This is a genomic window from Paraburkholderia rhynchosiae, assembly GCF_002879865.1.
GTDB classification, from domain to species: domain Bacteria; phylum Pseudomonadota; class Gammaproteobacteria; order Burkholderiales; family Burkholderiaceae; genus Paraburkholderia; species Paraburkholderia rhynchosiae.
In genome coordinates this window covers 1-15982 of the sequence record NZ_PNXY01000007.1, presented here as the reverse complement: position 1 = coordinate 15982, position 15982 = coordinate 1, and the positions used below count along the sequence as shown (strand labels likewise).

The 15982-nt window shown below is 59.6% G+C and carries 17 protein-coding genes and 2 pseudogenes; 8 read left to right on the top strand and 11 right to left on the bottom strand.

Features of this window, described 5'->3' with window-relative positions; translation table 11 throughout:
• The first annotated feature begins 27 nt into the window (after positions 1-27).
• Positions 28-3084 (top strand): peptidase domain-containing ABC transporter, encoded by a 3057-nt coding sequence (locus C0Z16_RS11770; RefSeq protein ID WP_102632330.1) that lies wholly within the window; start codon positions 28-30, stop codon positions 3082-3084.
• Positions 3084-4442 (top strand): sigma-54 interaction domain-containing protein, encoded by a 1359-nt coding sequence (locus C0Z16_RS11765; RefSeq protein ID WP_102632329.1) that lies wholly within the window; start codon positions 3084-3086, stop codon positions 4440-4442. The genes C0Z16_RS11770 and C0Z16_RS11765 overlap by 1 nt, the downstream gene beginning before the upstream one ends.
• 35 nt (positions 4443-4477) lie before the next feature.
• On the opposite strand, the gene C0Z16_RS11760 is transcribed toward C0Z16_RS11765, so the two are convergent.
• Both C0Z16_RS11760 and C0Z16_RS11755 read right to left on the bottom strand, forming a co-directional pair.
• Positions 4478-5248, bottom strand: a complete 771-nt coding sequence (locus tag C0Z16_RS11760; protein WP_102632328.1) for a PP2C family protein-serine/threonine phosphatase — start codon at positions 5246-5248, stop codon at positions 4478-4480.
• A gap of 5 nt (positions 5249-5253) precedes the next feature.
• Positions 5254-5541, bottom strand: coding sequence for a hypothetical protein (locus C0Z16_RS11755; protein ID WP_102632327.1), 288 nt, complete (start codon positions 5539-5541; stop codon positions 5254-5256).
• Positions 5542-6027: 486 nt separating this feature from the next.
• Here C0Z16_RS11755 and C0Z16_RS11750 point away from each other — a divergent pair, with 486 nt between their 5' ends.
• Entirely contained in the window at positions 6028-6522 is a 495-nt protein-coding gene (locus C0Z16_RS11750; protein WP_102632326.1) for a lecithin retinol acyltransferase family protein, read from the top strand.
• Between the two features lie 52 nt (positions 6523-6574).
• Positions 6575-6826, top strand: coding sequence for a hypothetical protein (locus tag C0Z16_RS11745; protein WP_102632325.1), 252 nt, complete (start codon positions 6575-6577; stop codon positions 6824-6826).
• Here C0Z16_RS11745 and C0Z16_RS11740 read toward each other — a convergent pair.
• Complete coding sequence (locus C0Z16_RS11740; RefSeq protein ID WP_102632324.1) at positions 6823-7701, bottom strand: LysR family transcriptional regulator; 879 nt, start codon at positions 7699-7701, stop codon at positions 6823-6825. The genes C0Z16_RS11745 and C0Z16_RS11740 overlap by 4 nt on opposite strands.
• Before the next feature lie 99 nt (positions 7702-7800).
• Here C0Z16_RS11740 and bla point away from each other — a divergent pair, with 99 nt between their 5' ends.
• A complete protein-coding gene (gene bla / locus C0Z16_RS11735) occupies positions 7801-8757 on the top strand; it encodes a class A beta-lactamase (RefSeq protein ID WP_102632323.1) in 957 nt (318 codons plus the stop codon).
• Positions 8758-8775: 18 nt separating this feature from the next.
• On the opposite strand, the gene C0Z16_RS11730 is transcribed toward bla, so the two are convergent.
• The 3 genes from C0Z16_RS11730 to C0Z16_RS11720 all read right to left on the bottom strand — a co-directional run bounded on the left by C0Z16_RS11730 (position 8776) and on the right by C0Z16_RS11720 (position 11571).
• Positions 8776-9126, bottom strand: coding sequence for a response regulator (locus tag C0Z16_RS11730; protein ID WP_102632322.1), 351 nt, complete (start codon positions 9124-9126; stop codon positions 8776-8778).
• 6 nt (positions 9127-9132) lie between these two features.
• Positions 9133-10605, bottom strand: coding sequence for an ATPase domain-containing protein (locus C0Z16_RS11725; RefSeq protein WP_102632321.1), 1473 nt, complete (start codon positions 10603-10605; stop codon positions 9133-9135).
• Positions 10606-11091: 486 nt separating this feature from the next.
• Complete coding sequence (locus C0Z16_RS11720) at positions 11092-11571, bottom strand: MarR family winged helix-turn-helix transcriptional regulator (protein WP_175130744.1); 480 nt, start codon at positions 11569-11571, stop codon at positions 11092-11094.
• Positions 11572-11657: 86 nt separating this feature from the next.
• On the opposite strand from C0Z16_RS11720, the gene C0Z16_RS11715 reads away from it, so the two are divergent.
• From C0Z16_RS11715 to C0Z16_RS11705, 3 genes are all read left to right on the top strand, one after another.
• Entirely contained in the window at positions 11658-12704 is a 1047-nt protein-coding gene (locus tag C0Z16_RS11715) for a phytoene/squalene synthase family protein (RefSeq protein WP_102632319.1), read from the top strand.
• 36 nt (positions 12705-12740) lie between these two features.
• The gene (locus tag C0Z16_RS37730; RefSeq protein ID WP_208638627.1) at positions 12741-12911 is read left to right on the top strand and encodes a hypothetical protein; all 171 of its coding nucleotides are present in this window, start codon (positions 12741-12743) and stop codon (positions 12909-12911) included.
• A 94-nt stretch (positions 12912-13005) separates the two neighbouring features.
• Positions 13006-13254, top strand: coding sequence for a hypothetical protein (locus tag C0Z16_RS11705; protein WP_102632317.1), 249 nt, complete (start codon positions 13006-13008; stop codon positions 13252-13254).
• 178 nt (positions 13255-13432) lie between these two features.
• On the opposite strand, the gene C0Z16_RS11700 is transcribed toward C0Z16_RS11705, so the two are convergent.
• The 5 genes and pseudogenes from C0Z16_RS11700 to C0Z16_RS11680 form a co-directional block, all read right to left on the bottom strand.
• A complete protein-coding gene (locus C0Z16_RS11700) occupies positions 13433-13750 on the bottom strand; it encodes a DUF4148 domain-containing protein (RefSeq protein ID WP_102632316.1) in 318 nt (105 codons plus the stop codon).
• A 188-nt stretch (positions 13751-13938) separates the two neighbouring features.
• Positions 13939-14634, bottom strand: a complete 696-nt coding sequence (locus tag C0Z16_RS11695; protein ID WP_102632315.1) for a hypothetical protein — start codon at positions 14632-14634, stop codon at positions 13939-13941.
• Positions 14634-15116 (bottom strand): glycoside hydrolase family 108 protein, encoded by a 483-nt coding sequence (locus C0Z16_RS11690; RefSeq protein WP_102632314.1) that lies wholly within the window; start codon positions 15114-15116, stop codon positions 14634-14636. The genes C0Z16_RS11695 and C0Z16_RS11690 overlap by 1 nt, the downstream gene beginning before the upstream one ends.
• A gap of 120 nt (positions 15117-15236) precedes the next feature.
• Positions 15237-15500: pseudogene (locus C0Z16_RS11685) on the bottom strand (tetratricopeptide repeat protein); the annotation flags it as partial.
• Between the two features lie 365 nt (positions 15501-15865).
• Positions 15866-15982, bottom strand: a pseudogene (locus tag C0Z16_RS11680) (IS5/IS1182 family transposase); the annotation flags it as partial.

Sequence of the window (15982 nt, the reverse complement as noted above, 5' to 3'; positions counted from 1 at the left end):
AGAAGCTGAACCGAGGTCCGCAAGCATATGGATGCACCCCAGACCGCGCCATCCGCCGCCGAGTTTCTCGCCTCGGTGGAAATACTGTCGCCTTTCTCGCGCGATGAAATCGAGCGTCTTGCCGAATATGCGCAAGCACGCTTCTATTCATTCGGCGAAACGGTGTGCTCCGCAGGCGAGACCGCCGATGGTTTGTACGTGATTCGCTCGGGCTCGGTACGCATCTTTGTCGAAGAACACGGCAAGGAAACCAGTATGGGCGTGCGCAAGTCGGGTGAGATCTTCGCCGACATTGCGATGCTGCGGACGTATGTACATGAAGCGTCGGTGCGGGCGTCGGCGAAAACGGAGTTGCTGTTCATTCCGCGCGCCGCGATCGAGCCTGTGATGGGCGGCAACCAGGCGGCGCTCGCTTTTGTCGCGAGCTATGTGGCGATCAATTCGGCGGGCGGCTTTGTCGCGCAGTTATTCGATTTACGGGGCAAACTGAATAAGGCTGAGCTCGAAGAATACGTGCGCAGTGTCGGCGTCAAACGCGTGGCCGCAGGCAAGGAAATTCTCAAGCAGGACGCACGTGACGACCGCCGCCTATACGTCGTGCGTCATGGCGAGGTACGCATCGTCCGGCGTGAAGAGGGACGAGAGTATACGCTTGCCACGCTCGGCGAAGGCGAGATATTCGGCGAGAAAGCGTGCTTGATGCGTCAGGAGCAAATGGCTTCGGTGATTGCGTCGACGGATACGCGGCTTCTGGTGATTCCGGAGCGCACGGTTCATTTTATCCTCGAACGTAATCCCAAACTGCGCGAAGTACTGGATGAGCGCATTCGTTACGGCGACCGCGAATTGCAGCGGCAAAAGCGGCTCGAACAACGCCGCAAGTTACCGCTGATGCTCGATTTGCAGAGCAAACCTGAATTCGGCGAGAAAGTGATCAAGCGCTTCGCGCTGGTCGAACAGGCCGAAGAAATGGATTGCGGTGCGGCATGCCTCGCGATGGTGTGCCGTCACTACAGTATTCCGATGACGCTCGGCAAATTGCGCGAACTCGCGAACGTGACGACGCAAGGCGCCACGCTCGATAGTCTCGCGCGCGCGGGCGAGTCGCTCGGATTTACCGCGCGCGGCGTGCAATGCACGTTCGATTCGCTGCGTGGTTTCGATTTGCCCTTCATCGTGCATTGGGAGGGCTATCACTATGTCGTGGTGTATGGGCTCTCCAGTGAGTATGTGTGGGTCGCGGACCCAGCGCTCGGCTTCCGGAAATTGACCGTCGAAGACTTCGAACGTGGTTGGAGCGGCACTTGCCTGCTGTTTACGGGCGGCCCGCATTTGATGCAGATGTCGGCGGCCCGTTCGCCGTGGATACGGTTTGTCGGCTACCTCACGCCGTACAAGAAAATTCTCGGCCACCTTTTTCTCGCCACATTCGTGATTCAGGTGTTGGGGGTGATACCGCCGTTGATCATCCAGAACATTCTGGACGGTGTGATCGTGCATCAGAACGTCAGCTTGCTGCATCTGCTGATAGGCGGGCTCATTATTGCCAATGTGTTCTCGCAACTGATGTCGTCGATTCGCGCGTATCTCGCCAATTTCATGGTCCGCAACATGGACTTCGCGATGATGTCGCAGTTCTTCAAGCACACACTGTCGTTGCCGTTTTCGTTCTTTGCGAAGCGCAAAACCGGCGATATTTTCGCGCGCTTTCAGGAGAACCAGACCATCCGGGCGTTTCTCACCGAATCCACGGTGACCACGGCGCTCAACCTGCTGATGGTGTTTATCTACTTCACGATCATGTTCGTCTACAACGTGAAGATGACTCTCGTGCTGATCGGCTTTGTCATTCCGATCATGGCGCTGACCGCGCTGGCCACGCCGAAGATCAAGAACTATGCGCGCGAGGTTTTCACCGCGTCGACCGATTCGAAGTCTTTCCTGATGGAAGCGCTTGCCGGTGTCGAGACCGTCAAGGGCATGGGCATCGAGCGGCCCGTGCGTTTGCGCTGGGAAAAGAAGTATGCGAAAGCGCTTGAAGTGCAGTATCGGGCGCACGCATTCAGTATTCTCGTTGGACTCGGCAGCCAATTGCTGAATGCCGCCACGACGATTGCGATTCTGTGGGTCGGCGCGAATCTCGTACTCGCGCGCGAAATGACAATCGGACAGTTGATCGCGTTTAATGCGTTCATGGGCAGCGTGTTGGGTCCTTTGATGGGACTCGTTGGCTTGTGGAGCATGCTGAACGACGCGGGCGTCGCGATGGAGCGCCTCGGCGATGTGCTCGACATCGAGCCCGAGCAAAGACCGCAAGATTTGCCGTCACGCGTGATGCTGCCGGAGTTGCAGGGCGAAATAAGCTTCAGCGGTGTCTACTTCCGTTACGGCGACAACGATTCTGCCTACGTGCTGGAGAACATCAGCTTCGACATCAAGCCGGGCGAACTGGTGGCGATTGTCGGTCGCAGCGGCTCGGGCAAGACGACGCTCGCGAAGTTGCTGGTGGGGTTCTATGCACCGAGTGAAGGCAAGATGTCGATCGACGGTTACGATCTCGGCGTGGTCGACAAAGCCTATTACCGCGCGCAAATCGGCTACGTGATGCAAAGCAATCTGCTTTTCTCCGGCACGATTGCCGAGAACATTGCAAGCGGCGACGACGCGCCCGACCGGCGGCGTATCGAGGAAGTCGCGAAGATGGCCGACGCCCATGCGTTTATCAGCAAGATGCCACTCGGCTACGAACAGATCGTCGGCGAGCGCGGAATCGGTTTGTCGGGCGGGCAGATTCAGCGGCTGTGCATTGCGCGGGCGTTGTATCACGATCCGCGCCTGCTGGTATTCGATGAAGCTACGTCGGCACTCGATTCGCAGTCGGAAAGCAATATCCTCGGCAATATGCACGACATCCTCAAGGGCCGCACGGCGGTGATCATCGCGCATCGGCTGAGCACGATCATGCGTGCCGACAAGATTCTGGTCCTCTACGAAGGCGCGATTGTCGAGCAGGGGCGTCACGATGAACTGATCCAGCGTGGTGGCATGTACTACCAACTGGTTCAGAAACAACTGAGTGCGTGATGATGAAGATACTCGACCAGATTGAAGACATCAGTCCGGCGATTTCCTATGCGGGCTTGATCGAGCGGATCGAAATTCTGCGTTCGACGCTGCGCTGGTCGTCGCGGCTGGAACGCACGGACATTGACAAACTGCTCAGGCAAGCCACGTCCCTACGTGACGAAGTCATGCAGCTTTCGCATAAGGAGCGCTTCGTGCAGGCCGCGGTGGCCGCGGAGCCGGAACATCGTGCCCAGCAATCACGCGGTGCGCGCCGACAGGCGCTGCTCGAGCGCAGTTTCATTTTCGAAGGGACGTTCGGCGACAATCCGCGCTTGCTGGAATCGCTCGAGATTGCCGAGAAAGCTGCGCCCACCGATTTGCCTGTTCTGATCGACGGTGAAAGCGGCACCGGCAAGGAACTGATGGCGAAAGTGATTCACGCCAACGGCTCGCGTGCGGACAAGCCGTTTATCTCCGTGAACTGCGGCGCGATTCCCGACAATCTCTTGGAGTCGGAATTGTTCGGTCACCGCAAGGGCGCGTTTACGGGTGCCTCGAACGATCGCAAAGGGAAATTCGAAAGCGCGCATACAGGTACCATTTTTCTCGACGAAATCGGCGAACTGCCGCTCGCGGGCCAGGTCAAGCTGCTGCGCGTACTGGAAGCACACGAGATTCAGCGCGTAGGATCGGACGAAACGATTGCGGTCGATACGCGCATTGTCGCGGCAACGAATCGCAACCTGCGCAAGCTCAGCGAAGAAGGCAAGTTCCGCGAGGACCTGTTCTACCGGCTTAGCGTGATTCATGTGACGCTGCCGCCGCTGCGCGAACGGCGCGATGAAATTCCGCTGCTGATCGCATGGTTCGGCGATGAATCCGCCGGCACGCTCAAGCGCAGACCCGTCAGATTGACGCCGCGTTTGCGGGACTTTCTGCTCAACTACGCGTATCCCGGCAATATCCGTGAGTTGCGCAACGTGATGTATCGCATCTCGTGTCTCGCCGGCGATATGGCGGACATCGAGCATCTCCCCACGGATATGCGGCCGGCCGCGCCCGGATCGGTGGCGGCATTGCAAGGCGGCATGAGTGCCACCGGCCAGCAACCCATCAGCGTGGCGAACCTTATGTCGCTAAGCGACGCAAAGCGCGCCGCAAGCGATGACGCCGAGAAAGCTTTTCTGGAACGTGGGCTGCGCGAGGTCAACGGCACGGTCGCGGAATTGGCGCGGCGTATCGACATGAACCGCTCGCATCTGCAAATGCTGCTGAAAAAACACGGCTTGCATTCGAAGGACTTCCGCAACCGCAATATGCCGGCGTCGAACACGAACGGCGCGGATGAGCGCGACGACGACGAAGGCGACGCATAAGGCGACCGCGCCTATTTAGAAGAAGCCAATCGGATTCACGGTGCGGGGTTCAACAGCGTTTTATCGGCGGCATAAGGATCTTCGGCGCGCACGACGACCGCTGTGATATTGTCGCGGCCGCCGCGCTCCAATGCCAGCTTCACCAGTTGATCCGACGCGTTGCCATGCGCCGTCGCGGTCAACACGGAAAGCATGTCTTCCTCGCTGACCTCATTGCTCAGCCCGTCGCTGCAAAGCAGAAAGACGTCACGGTCGGCGACTTCTATCGCGTCGTCGTCGAGTTCGAGCAGGTCCGTTGCGCCGACGGCGCGGGTGATCATATGCTGCGCCGGATGATGCCGCGCTTCTTCGTCAGTCAGTACGCCCAGCGATTTCAGCGCTTCTACCTGGCTATGGTCGCGCGTGAGCTGGCGTAGTTGTCCGTCGCGAACGAGATAGAGGCGGCTGTCGCCGGCCCATACGTAGCCGCAGAAGCGGTCGCACGCAAGCAGCACGATGACCGTGCTGCCGATGCGCTGTACCTGGCGGCGCGCGGCTTCCTCTCTCAACTGACGATTGGCCACCTGCAAATGCGCGCGTGCGTCCGCGATAAACGCCTTCATGCTGACGGGCGGCGCGAGCCGTTTCAGTGCGTCGATCACGAGGCGGCTCGCGAGATCGCCGACCGCGTGCCCGCCCATGCCGTCGGCGACGGCCCAGCGTCCGAGAGCGGACTGGTCGAGGCAGGCATCTTCGTTGATGTCACGCACGCGTCCCGCGTCGGAACGCGCGGACGACGTCCATCGAAATTGGCTCGCGCAGGTCACAACGGCTACACCATATCGTTTCTGCTACGTGCGTCAGGAGAGACACTGATGTTCGAGTTCGCGCCGGTATTGCGCACGTCGACCGACTGGAACTGGTTGATCATCTGGTTAGCATAGAAGTTGTTGGACACCTCGTACAGGTTGACGACCGGTCCAATGCTCGGGGTTTCCCGTACATACGGTTGAATCCAGCCATACACCCAGGGCGCTCCGCCGCCGCCGCGGATTGCCGCCATCGCTTTACGGTCAAGCGCGAGGTTGAGCGAAAGGTCGTGCACAGAAATAGAAGCCATTTCGTTCTCCGGTTGCCGCGTGCGCAACGCGCGCGGTTTTAAAGGATCTGGACGGGATGGTGCAAGTGCTATGCCAATTTGCGCGCCGCGTCGGCGTTCTTTCGCAACGCGTTGACTGGTCGGGGGTTCGGCGCATTCCTGCTTGCCGTGCAACGTGGCGCGCAACTCGATAGGTCGGGCCGCAGCCAACAAGTGCGCGCTTGAACCGGTGCGATGCCCAACACATTGCCAATAGTCTTGCCGCCACCGTTATTGGCGCCGGTTACCGAGCGCTATAAAGGCATTCTCAACCGCCTTGGGTCGCGACATGAAAAGATCGGCGCGCGCCAACACATCGACGTGATTTCTGTCGGTTCATGGCCCACACAGGCGCCCAGAAAAGTCCCCGAGTTTCTCTGGAAGCCCCGTAAACAAAGGGCTTTACGCACATGGCCCGAATGATGCAAAAGACCTCGCAACAGTGTTGGAAACAAAACGAGGCCAGCCATGAACACGAACCTTCTTCAGACGAGCAGTGAAGCCGGCGGTGAACAGGCATCCACGATCGACTTGCCGATCGGCGCACATCTCGTCTCGGCCCGCAGCGGCTATGAACATCACGGCATTTATGTGGGCAACGGCCGCGTGGTTCATTACGCGGGCTTTGCGGGTTCGGCGCATCGCGGCCCGGTCGAAGAAGTCGAACTGGACCGCTTCGCGGCCGGTCATCCGCTGTCGATTCGTGCGACGCCCTGCGCACGCTACATCGGCGAAGAGGCCGTGTGCCGCGCTCGTTCACGTCTTGGCGAAAACCGTTATCGCCTGCTGACCAACAACTGCGAACACTTTTGTGCGTGGGTGCTGCTCGGCGAAAGCCGCAGCGAACAGGTGCATTGCAGCTTGCGTCATCCGCGTACCGGCATGCACGTGCTGATGTGTCTCGTGAAGGCATTCGTCGAAAGCGGCGTAAAGGGCGGCCGCGTTGCAGCCCAGTTTGCGTGATTCACTGCACCGAACCCGGATATTCAAGCGTAACGGAATCGAGGAGAACATCATGGCCACCGCTGAAAAGACCTTGCACTGGGCCGTCGACAAATGGCTCGCACCTACCCCGTCGATGCCCGCACGTGTCGTGGAGTTTTGCCACCGCGCCTCGCATCAGCGTTTTGTGCGTGTTGAAGCACTGCGTCCGAGCGGCTTGCTGTCAATCTTCTTCTTTCGTCACGACGATGGCTCATGGAACGTGTTTCCGCAACAAGCCGAACGTCCCGCGATGAACGGCCATCGTCGTGCGAGCCTTTGCTAGCTCGCCGTCTGTGCAGTGGCCTCGTTGACGAGCCACTGACTGAACAGCCGCATCGCGGACGTCATCGGTTTGCCCTTCAGCCATGTCAGCCAGTAACTGCCCGCCTGCACTTCGATATCGAACGGACGCACGAGGCGCCCCGTGTCGATCTCGTGATCGAACATCAGTGCGGGCGCGAGCGCGACGCCCGCGCCTTGCATGGCCGCTTCCACCATCAACCGCGACGAGTCGAATATCGGCCCGCGAATCGGTCGCGGTGCGATGCCTGCGGCTGCGAACCAGTTGATCCAGTCGTCGGCGCGATACGAACGCAATAGCGTTTCGGCCACGAGATCTGCGGGCTTCGACAATCGCGCGGCAATTCCAGGCGTGCATAGCAGCGTAAGCGGCGCATCGAGCAACCGCGTGGCGAGTGAACCGGGCCACGTGCCGTCGCCGAAGCGGATCGCGAAGTCGAGACCCTCAGTGGCGAGATCGACCAGGTTGTTGTTGGTCAGAAGCCGCAATTCGACAAACGGATGCGCGTCGCGAAACGATTTGAGCCGCGGCATCAGCCAGCCGACCGCGAACGTGCCCACTACGCCGACCGTCAATACTTCATGAAAATGGCCGCCTTCGAATTGCTTGAGCACGGCTTCGATGCGATCGAACGCGTCGGTCAGCACGGGACGCAGCGCGAGGCCTTCGTCGGTCATCGCGAGGCCGCGCGGCAGACGCCTGAATAGCGTGGTGCCGAGACGCTCCTCCAGCATTCTGACCTGCTGACTGACAGCGGCCTGCGTGACGTTCAGTTCGAGCGCCGCGCGGGTAAAACTTAAGTGCCGCGCGGACGATTCGAAGGCGCGCAGTGCATTAAGCGGAAGATAAGGTCTCATGGCCGGGGCATAAGTTTTTCTTGTGAGCGCATTAACTTATCATCGTTTGTCAGAAAAGCCCGGAAAACCGATAGTTGCGGCTTCACACAAGGAGCGGCAATGATCACGAGAAGAAAATTCGCGGGCGCGATGCTGGGTCTTTCGATAGCTGGGATTGCGACTGGCAGTGCCAGCGCATGGAGCAGGACGGCTGCATCGGCTAAAGCAACGGGCGCAACGAAGGTCCCTGCGCAAGGGCGCGAGTTGGCCAGGGCCGATGCGATCCGCGCGCGGCTCAAGCAGATCGAAGCAGAAAGCGGTGGACGGCTCGGCGTATCGATTATCGACACGGCATCGGGTCTGCACGCCGGCTTGCATGCGGACGAACGCTTCCCGATGTGCAGCACATTTAAACTGCTCACCGCCGGGGCGATATTGTCCCGAGCGGATCGCGGTGAGGAAGACTTGCAACGGCGCATCGTCTACTCGCAAAGCGAGCTCGTGTCGTACTCGCCGGCGACATCCAAACATACGCGCGAGCGCACCGGCAACGCCGGCATGACTGTGGCCGAGCTGTGCAAGGCGGCAATCACGCTAAGCGATAACACGGCAGCCAATCTGCTGCTGGCGAGCTTTGGCGGTCCTGCTGCGTTGACTGCGTTTGCGCGCAGTCTCGGTGACGGCATCACGCGTCTGGACCGTAATGAGCCCACGCTGAATGAAGCGACTCCCGGCGATCCACGCGATACGACGACGCCGAACGCGATGCTCGGCAATCTGCGCGAACTCGTGCTGGGCGAGCGGTTGTCCTCGTCGTCGCGAGCGAAATTGCTGGCGTGGCTCGCGGCCAATGAAACCGGCGGCGCGCGGATTCGCGCGAAGCTGCCGAAAGACTGGGGTGTGGGCGATAAAACGGGCACAGGCGACCATGGCACTGCGAACGACGTGGCGATCTTGTGGCCGCCCGGACGCGGCCCCGTGCTTGTGGCCGTTTATCTGACGGAGACCGCGGGCAACGCGGCGCGTTGCAATGCGGCGATTGCAGACGTCGGCGCGCTGGTGGTGGAATCGGTCTGACGAGGCGCGAAGCGGCCGCTACATCGACACTCGCTTGAGCATTTCCAGCAGCGCGTCGAATGCGATCGGCTTGCGTGCATATTCGATAAACGGGTTGGGCTGCACGGAAATATCCGCGGCCGCGCTGCACAGAATGATCGGAATCGTGCGCAAGTCGGGGTCGGCATACAGTGCCGCGCACAGTTGCAGCCCCGACATGACCGGCATCATGCAGTCCGACACGATAATATCGGGCCGGGTCCTGCGTATCTGCTCGAGTGCAACGGCCCCATTCGATGCGGTCAGCACGGTATAGCCATGACGTTCGAGCAGCAGCCGCCAGACCGTGAGGATGTCGAATTCGTCATCCACAACCAGAATGGTTTTCATGAGCGGCTACGCCGGTCGCCGCGGCTGCAACGTCGCGGACAAGCCCGGCGCCGCGGACATCGCGGTGCTGAGCGGACTTTCGATGACGTCGAGCCCTTGCGACGAAATCACGAGTTCATGCGTAGACGGGTCATGAGCGCTTTCCCGCTGCTTCACGATTGAGATCGCGCGCCGCAGACCCGCTTCGGTTTCGGCGTAACGAAGCACCACGAGATTTTCCGTGAGCGCGGAAACACGCATGCTTCTCGAATGGCCGTAGTCGGGATAGAGCGGCAACTCCTCGGTCACCAATGTCGTAACGCCGGCTTCACGCAACTGATGCAGCAACGCGTTCAGGAACAGGCCGAAGCGCTCGATATGCAACGCGGAATCGCGGAAGCCCTCGACACCGTCGATCACCATCCGTGTCGCACCTATCTGCTTCGCGGCGGCGAGAGCGGTGGCCGCGATTTCGTCGACGGCAAGTTCGATGGCGGGCTGCCATTGGATCATGAGCCGGCCATCCAGATGCGCGTCGTTGAGCGCAATCGATACGGCCTCGGCTTTGCCGATCAATCGTTGCGGTCCTTCATAAAAGCCGAGATAGAGACAGCGTTCGCCGCGCTCCACGCCCGCTGATAGAAACTGCAGGCAAAGCATGGTTTTGCCGACTCCCGACGGTCCGATCAACGTGGTGGTCGAGCCTTGTGACAGACCGCCGCCAAACAGCGTGTCGAGATGCGGCAAACCGAAGCCGACCCGTGTTTTCAGATCCACCGGTCCGGCCGGCACCGCGCACTGCGCTTCGAGACGCGGGAACATAAGCAACCCGCTTTCGGAAATTCGAAAGTAGTGCTTGCCCATCCGATGATTGCGCGCGCGCATCTTATGGACTTCGATTTCACGCGCGCGGCGCATGCCATCGCTATAGCGGTTCAGTTCGATCAGACCGTCGACCAGCGTATGTTCGGGATGCGGCTCGTTGCCGGACAGCGGCGCCAGCAGCAGCGTCGTGCAGTCCATTGCTGCAACGAGCGCGTTCAATTCATGAATGAACTTCGACAATGACAACTCGGTTTCGCTGAACTCGCGCGCACTGCGAAAGCCGTCAATGATCATCAGGCTCGGCCGGTAATCGTAGATGCTCGACGCAATCAGTTTAAGGAAGCCGTCGAGGCCGTCCTGCATCAGTTCGTGATAGCCGGAGACGAACAGCATCTGCTGAGCGACGGCTTTCTCGTCGAAGAAACTCAGGCCCTTGAGATGCGCGAGCAGCTTGTCGTGCGATTCGGCGATCAGGGTCATGTAGAGCACTTTCTCGCCCTGGCTCACGCGGTGAAAGCCGATCTGGCTCGACAGAATCGTCTTGCCCGCGCCCGCCATGCCTTCGAGAAGATAGACGCCACCGCGGACCAGACCGCCGCCCAGGATGTCATCCAGACCGGGCACGCCCGTTTCGACGTTGGTGCGAGGAGAGGTCTGGGATTCGTGGATGGTCATTATCGTGTGCAATTCAAGTGCGAGGGAGCGATGATGCGACGGATCGTAGACGATCCTTTCATTGCTTAAGCTGATCAATGAGCAAGGTGCGTTCCCGGTTGTCCGCGGCGATAAGGTGAGTGGCGCGTCGGACGCTCGCCATTGTATTTGCCCCGCCAATGCTTGACCAGGGCCATCTTGAGAGACGACAAGGTGAAAAGCGATTGACGCGCGACGAGCGGCGCTTCTCTGCCGACGCAACGACGCATGCGCAAAATTGAAAGAGTTGTTCCTCGCGCGCACAAAAGTACAAAAGATGTACTGGCAAGGCCGCTTACAAACGCGCCGCGACGGCTTATGGAAGCGAGAGAGGAACGCAGCGAACGGGCAGAGGCGTAGCGGCAGTTATTTAATGGCCGCACATCACACTGACGTGGCCTTCGCCGGCCAATTCACGACGGCGTATGTTAGCTATCCTTATTAAAGTGCATGGACTCCGCGGCGAGTCTAACCGCGCAGATTGCGGACGAAAGTTTCGAGGTGACGCTGCACCGAGCCGGCCGCTTCCAGTTCGATGCCTTCCAGCATCTGCTTCTCGATCGTCTTCACCGCCTGTTCGCATTGGCGCAGCACGGCGCGCCCCTCATCGGTCAATTGCAGCAGCACGATGCGGCCGTGCGTGGGGTCGGGCTCGCGGCTCACCCAATTGCGGCTCGCCATGGCGTTCATCACTTCATTGGCCGATTGAGGCGTGATGAACGAACGCTCGGCAAGCTGCGCATTCGACGCTTGGCCCTTCGCTTCGAGCACGGAGAGCGCGGTAAATTGCGCGAGCGTCAAGCCGAGCGGCGCGAGCGCTTCACTCATACGGCGCCGCAAGATGCGGTCGAGACTGCCGATCACATAGGTTAGGCGCAGGCTAGGCCGGCGAGTACGCGTAGCGGTGGCTTCAAGATTCGAATTCTGGTTTTTGCTCATTGTCGGCATGAGATTCAGGCGATCCCGCATCTTAGCGCGCCTTGCCGTATACAATTCGGCACCGCCTGATTTTTGCCAATACTAACATTGCACCCATGCCGAATCCGACCCGGGGTTTTCTTCTCGGCCCGCTCCTGAAAGGCGTTTCACGCTCGTTCTATCTCACGCTGCGCGTGCTGCCGGTGGGGATGCGCGACCCGATCGGCCTCGCTTATCTGCTGGCGCGCGCCGCCGACACGATTGCGGATACTTCATTGATCGCGCCGGAGCAGCGCCTTCAATTGCTTCTTTCGTTGCGCGACCAGGTCAACGGTGTCGCGATCGATGGTGCACTGTTTCAGCGCATGGCCGCTCAGGTAGCGGGCCAGCAGAGCCAGTCGGACGAGAAGGTCCTACTCGAATCGCTCGGTCCCGCGCTCGACGCGTTGATGCAATTGAGCGAGTCGGATCGCAAGGCCGTGCGCGACATCGTATCGACTTTGACCGAGGGCATGGAGTTCGACCTGCGCACTTTCCCCGATGAACGTTCGGGCCGCATCGCGGCGCTGCGCGAATATCGCGAGCTCGACCGTTATACGTATCTGGTGGCGGGCTGCGTCGGCGAATTCTGGACCACGATGACTTACGCGCATATGCCGGGCACGCTGAAAGAGCGGCCCGAGACTATGGCGCGTCGTGGTGTGCGTTTCGGCAAAGCACTGCAAATGACCAACGTATTGCGCGATTGCGGCAAGGACCTGCGGATTGGCCGCTGCTATCTTCCGCAAACAATGCTGGATCAGCACGGCCTGAGCCCGCAAGATCTTCTGCTGCCGGCCAGCTCGCTGCGTGCGCGTGCGCTGATGATCGATCTTCTGCGCAAGACGCTCGACCATTTCCGTGAAGCGCTCGATTACACGCTCGCCATTCCCGCGTTTTCCGTACGACTGCGGCTCGCGTGTTTATGGCCCATTCTGATTGGGCTCGAAACGCTCCTGCTGCTCGTGGATAACGATGCGTGGCTCGACCCGCAAAAGGTCTCGAAGGTGCGGCGAAACAAGGTCTATCACATCATCGCATCGTCGCTGCTGCTGGTGCCTTCCAACGCACTGGTGCGTCAATCGATAGAACAGCGAATCCGGGACATCGAGGCGCGTTTTTGACTCGGCCGTGTGTGGGTATATTTGGAAAACATTCGCTTGCGTGCGGCCATGTTCTCGCGTGCCGCAATTCAGTTTTCGGGTTTTTTGTATTCGCTGTATCTCATGCATTTTTCTTTTGTTCTTTTTGTGGCCGGTTTGGGCATCCCAAAGCGGATGCAACAGCGCGGCGCGGCCGCCACGGCGGCACCATCACTTGACGCGGCATAATTTGATCGGCATCGGCAAATAGGCGCGAATCGGGAAACCCCTAAGACCGTGCGCCGATGGTTCGCGTTAGTCTCTTCGAAAGAGGAGACAATCGATGAGACAGGCGTTCAATATTGCGGTGGTGCTGTTGCTTGGCTATCTGATGGCCGACCGGGCACTGATGCGCGCTCAGGCCGGAGAAACAGGGACGATCACGTGCCACCAGGGCGCGGAACTGGTAAAAGCGAACGCGCTGAAAAAAGGTTTCGGAGACGCCGGCGCTAGCAGCCAGGGCGAAAATTTCCTGTCGAGCTGCCTCGTCACTGGCCGCGGCCAGGTGGGCGATCTGAGCGCTCGCGATTGATCTGCTTCGGCCTGGTCGATTCTCTGGTTGCACGCGCAACTGTCCGCGCGGGAAAAAGCGCCCGGACCGGCGAGGTCCAGGCGAAGTCATCGGTAGCCGATGACGGAGGTAACGAATAGCGAACTGGCCCGCGATCGGAACAACCGGTCGCGGGCCAGTTCATTTGCAAACACTCAGCTCAATTACCGAAGTAAATCGACTTCGCACCGTTAGCGGGCACCGTGCGGCCCGATTCCGACGAGCCCTTTGCCACACCACCGTAGCTCGACACTGCCGGCTGTGCGGTGCCGTTCTGCGCGGCGACGCGAGCCTGTGCGGCCTGAATGTCAGCCGGGTAGTAAATATCCGAACGGCTCGGCTCATAGCCGGCCTTTTCCAGTTGAATCAGTTCGGCGCGCACTTGAGCGCGAGTCGCGGGCTGGTTGGACTGCGCAAATGAAGCGACAGGAGCGGCCAGCACAGTGGCGATAACAACGGCTTGAATAAGTGATTTCATGATTAACTACCTCCATTTCGGTCTTTATCGCGCTACAAACATAGTTGTTCGTAGCCAGTGATTGCATTGTAGGTTTGCGACCCGGAGAGAGTAATGAGCGATTTAGGTAAACTTCATTGCTGAATTTGAGACAAATGATGAGGCGAGTCGCCAAGCTCGCCGCGTGCGCCGTCCTGGTTGGCAATGACTCATGAAGCGCCCGAGAAAATCGGACCCTGCCCGCCGGGCGCGAATGGCTGGAACACATCGACGTGGGGCACGGCGACTGCCGCTGGCGCCGATGGAGCGGACGGCGTTGCCGGTTCTCGCAGCGTCACGGCGCTATCCGGTGTGATCGGAACGCTGGGCTTGGCGAGCAACTCAGTCTTTCTCATCGATCCAACGGAAGTGCCGAAGTAGTAGCCGATGATGCTGATCCACGCCGTACCCAGCGCGCCGACGATTACGTTGACAAGATCCTTGTTGACGCCCGGCAAAGGCTGAAAGGCCATGAGCAGCAGAATGCCGAAGAAGCCGGCGGTGACCGTCATAGCGAGTACTTTAGGAACCCAATCGCCGTTCGCGATTGCCATGGCGCGTGCGCCGGCGCGATCGCTGGTTTCGATGCGCGCCATGTCGGTCTCGTGCGCAAGGCGCGCCTGTGCGGCGGCGACTGTGAGCTGTTGCAACTGGAGCGCGTTGGCGTTCTCCGCTTGCCTGATCTTCTCCAGCGCGCCCGGATCGTTCAATGCCGGCTCAACGTAAGCCGGATCGCTGGGCGTGCCGAGCGCATGAGAGATGATCGCGGCGGCGGCCGATACGCCGATACCGACCGGGCCACCAACGAGTCCCGCAAGAAGCGGGGCGGTGCGGCCGATATTCGTCGCTACTGTTGACCAGTCCATCATGCTGCTCCCAGAAGAAGATTAGAGGCCATTCTGTCCGTCCAACCGCGGCTGAAACTCGACCACGTATGCAGGTTTCTCAGATACCGCAGGCGATACGCCGCGAAGCGCATGACGAACTTCATCGGGTCCGTGTTTTTCACCGCGTCTAATGTGTCTGGACCGAACTTGCCATCTTCTTTCGCGCCGGACGCCTTTTGCATCCACAACACCACGAGTCCGCCGTTGTAGTTGGCGTCGAAAATCTGGAAGGCCACGCGTGCATCGAGCTCGTCCAGATGCAACGGGTCCCAGTACTTCTGTTTGGCGATCTGTCTCGCGGTGTCGAGCGGCAGGTCCTTCATGGCGCCGTTATAGCCCTGATTGCGTGCGACGCGCGCTGTGATGCCCCACATCGTCTCGCCACCGGGGTCAGCCGGATTGAAGGAATAACCGCCTTCGTTTCCGATCAACGCCTTAAATGCATCCTCGAAATTTTCCATCGATCATTCCCTTCCATTGAGTGTCGTAACGAACAAGACGTACTTCGATCAGGCCATTGAGGCCGCGTTGGTTTCAACGTTGCCGCGCGTTGTTTGTGCCGTCTGCAGGCGTTTGTCCGGGGACGTATAACCGCGAGTCACGAGGGATTGCGGCACTTCGACCGGCGGCACCAATAGTTGCCGCGTGAGCACGCCGCGCACGACAAGGCAGAAGAAGCTGATGGTGAGCAATGCGAAGACCCACGGCAACACATACGGCCACAGTTCTTTCGGCCCGCGACCGATGAAGCCCGCAGCACGCAACCCGAGCGGCATCAGGCCGGCGAAATAGTCACTGCTACGGCGAGAGATGCCTTGAGGCACAGACCGGCTTCGCGAATGCATGGACCGGCGTTGACCTTGCACACTCGACATGACGCACCTCGGCTCAATCGATGTTGGGAACTACACGACTTGCGGTGGCGGCTGTCATGCATCGACCGTGCCACGCGCGCGAAAGCTTGCGCAGACGGCATGTGCGTCCATGCCCAGGCGATTGAACGGGGAAAAGTGTTGTGCGTGGACCAACTCCCGTTGCATGTGAGTCTGCCGAAGAGCGACAGGAGTGCTAAAGGGAGGGTGTCGAAAGAGATGAGACGCTCTGTTCAGCGATGCGCTTCAAAAAGCAAAAATGCCGTTCAGGTCAGAGACCGAACGGCATTTGTTTGGGCGCCGTGCTTTTCACACGGCCAGAAAGCGGCTTACAAGCGTTAACAAAATGAGTTCTTCAGTTTTCGCCAGCAGATGATGCAGCAGGCGATTTTCATGAAGGCTTCATGGATGAATGCAAGACGTTCGAAGCGGATGCGCAGTCGTCGAAAGTTATG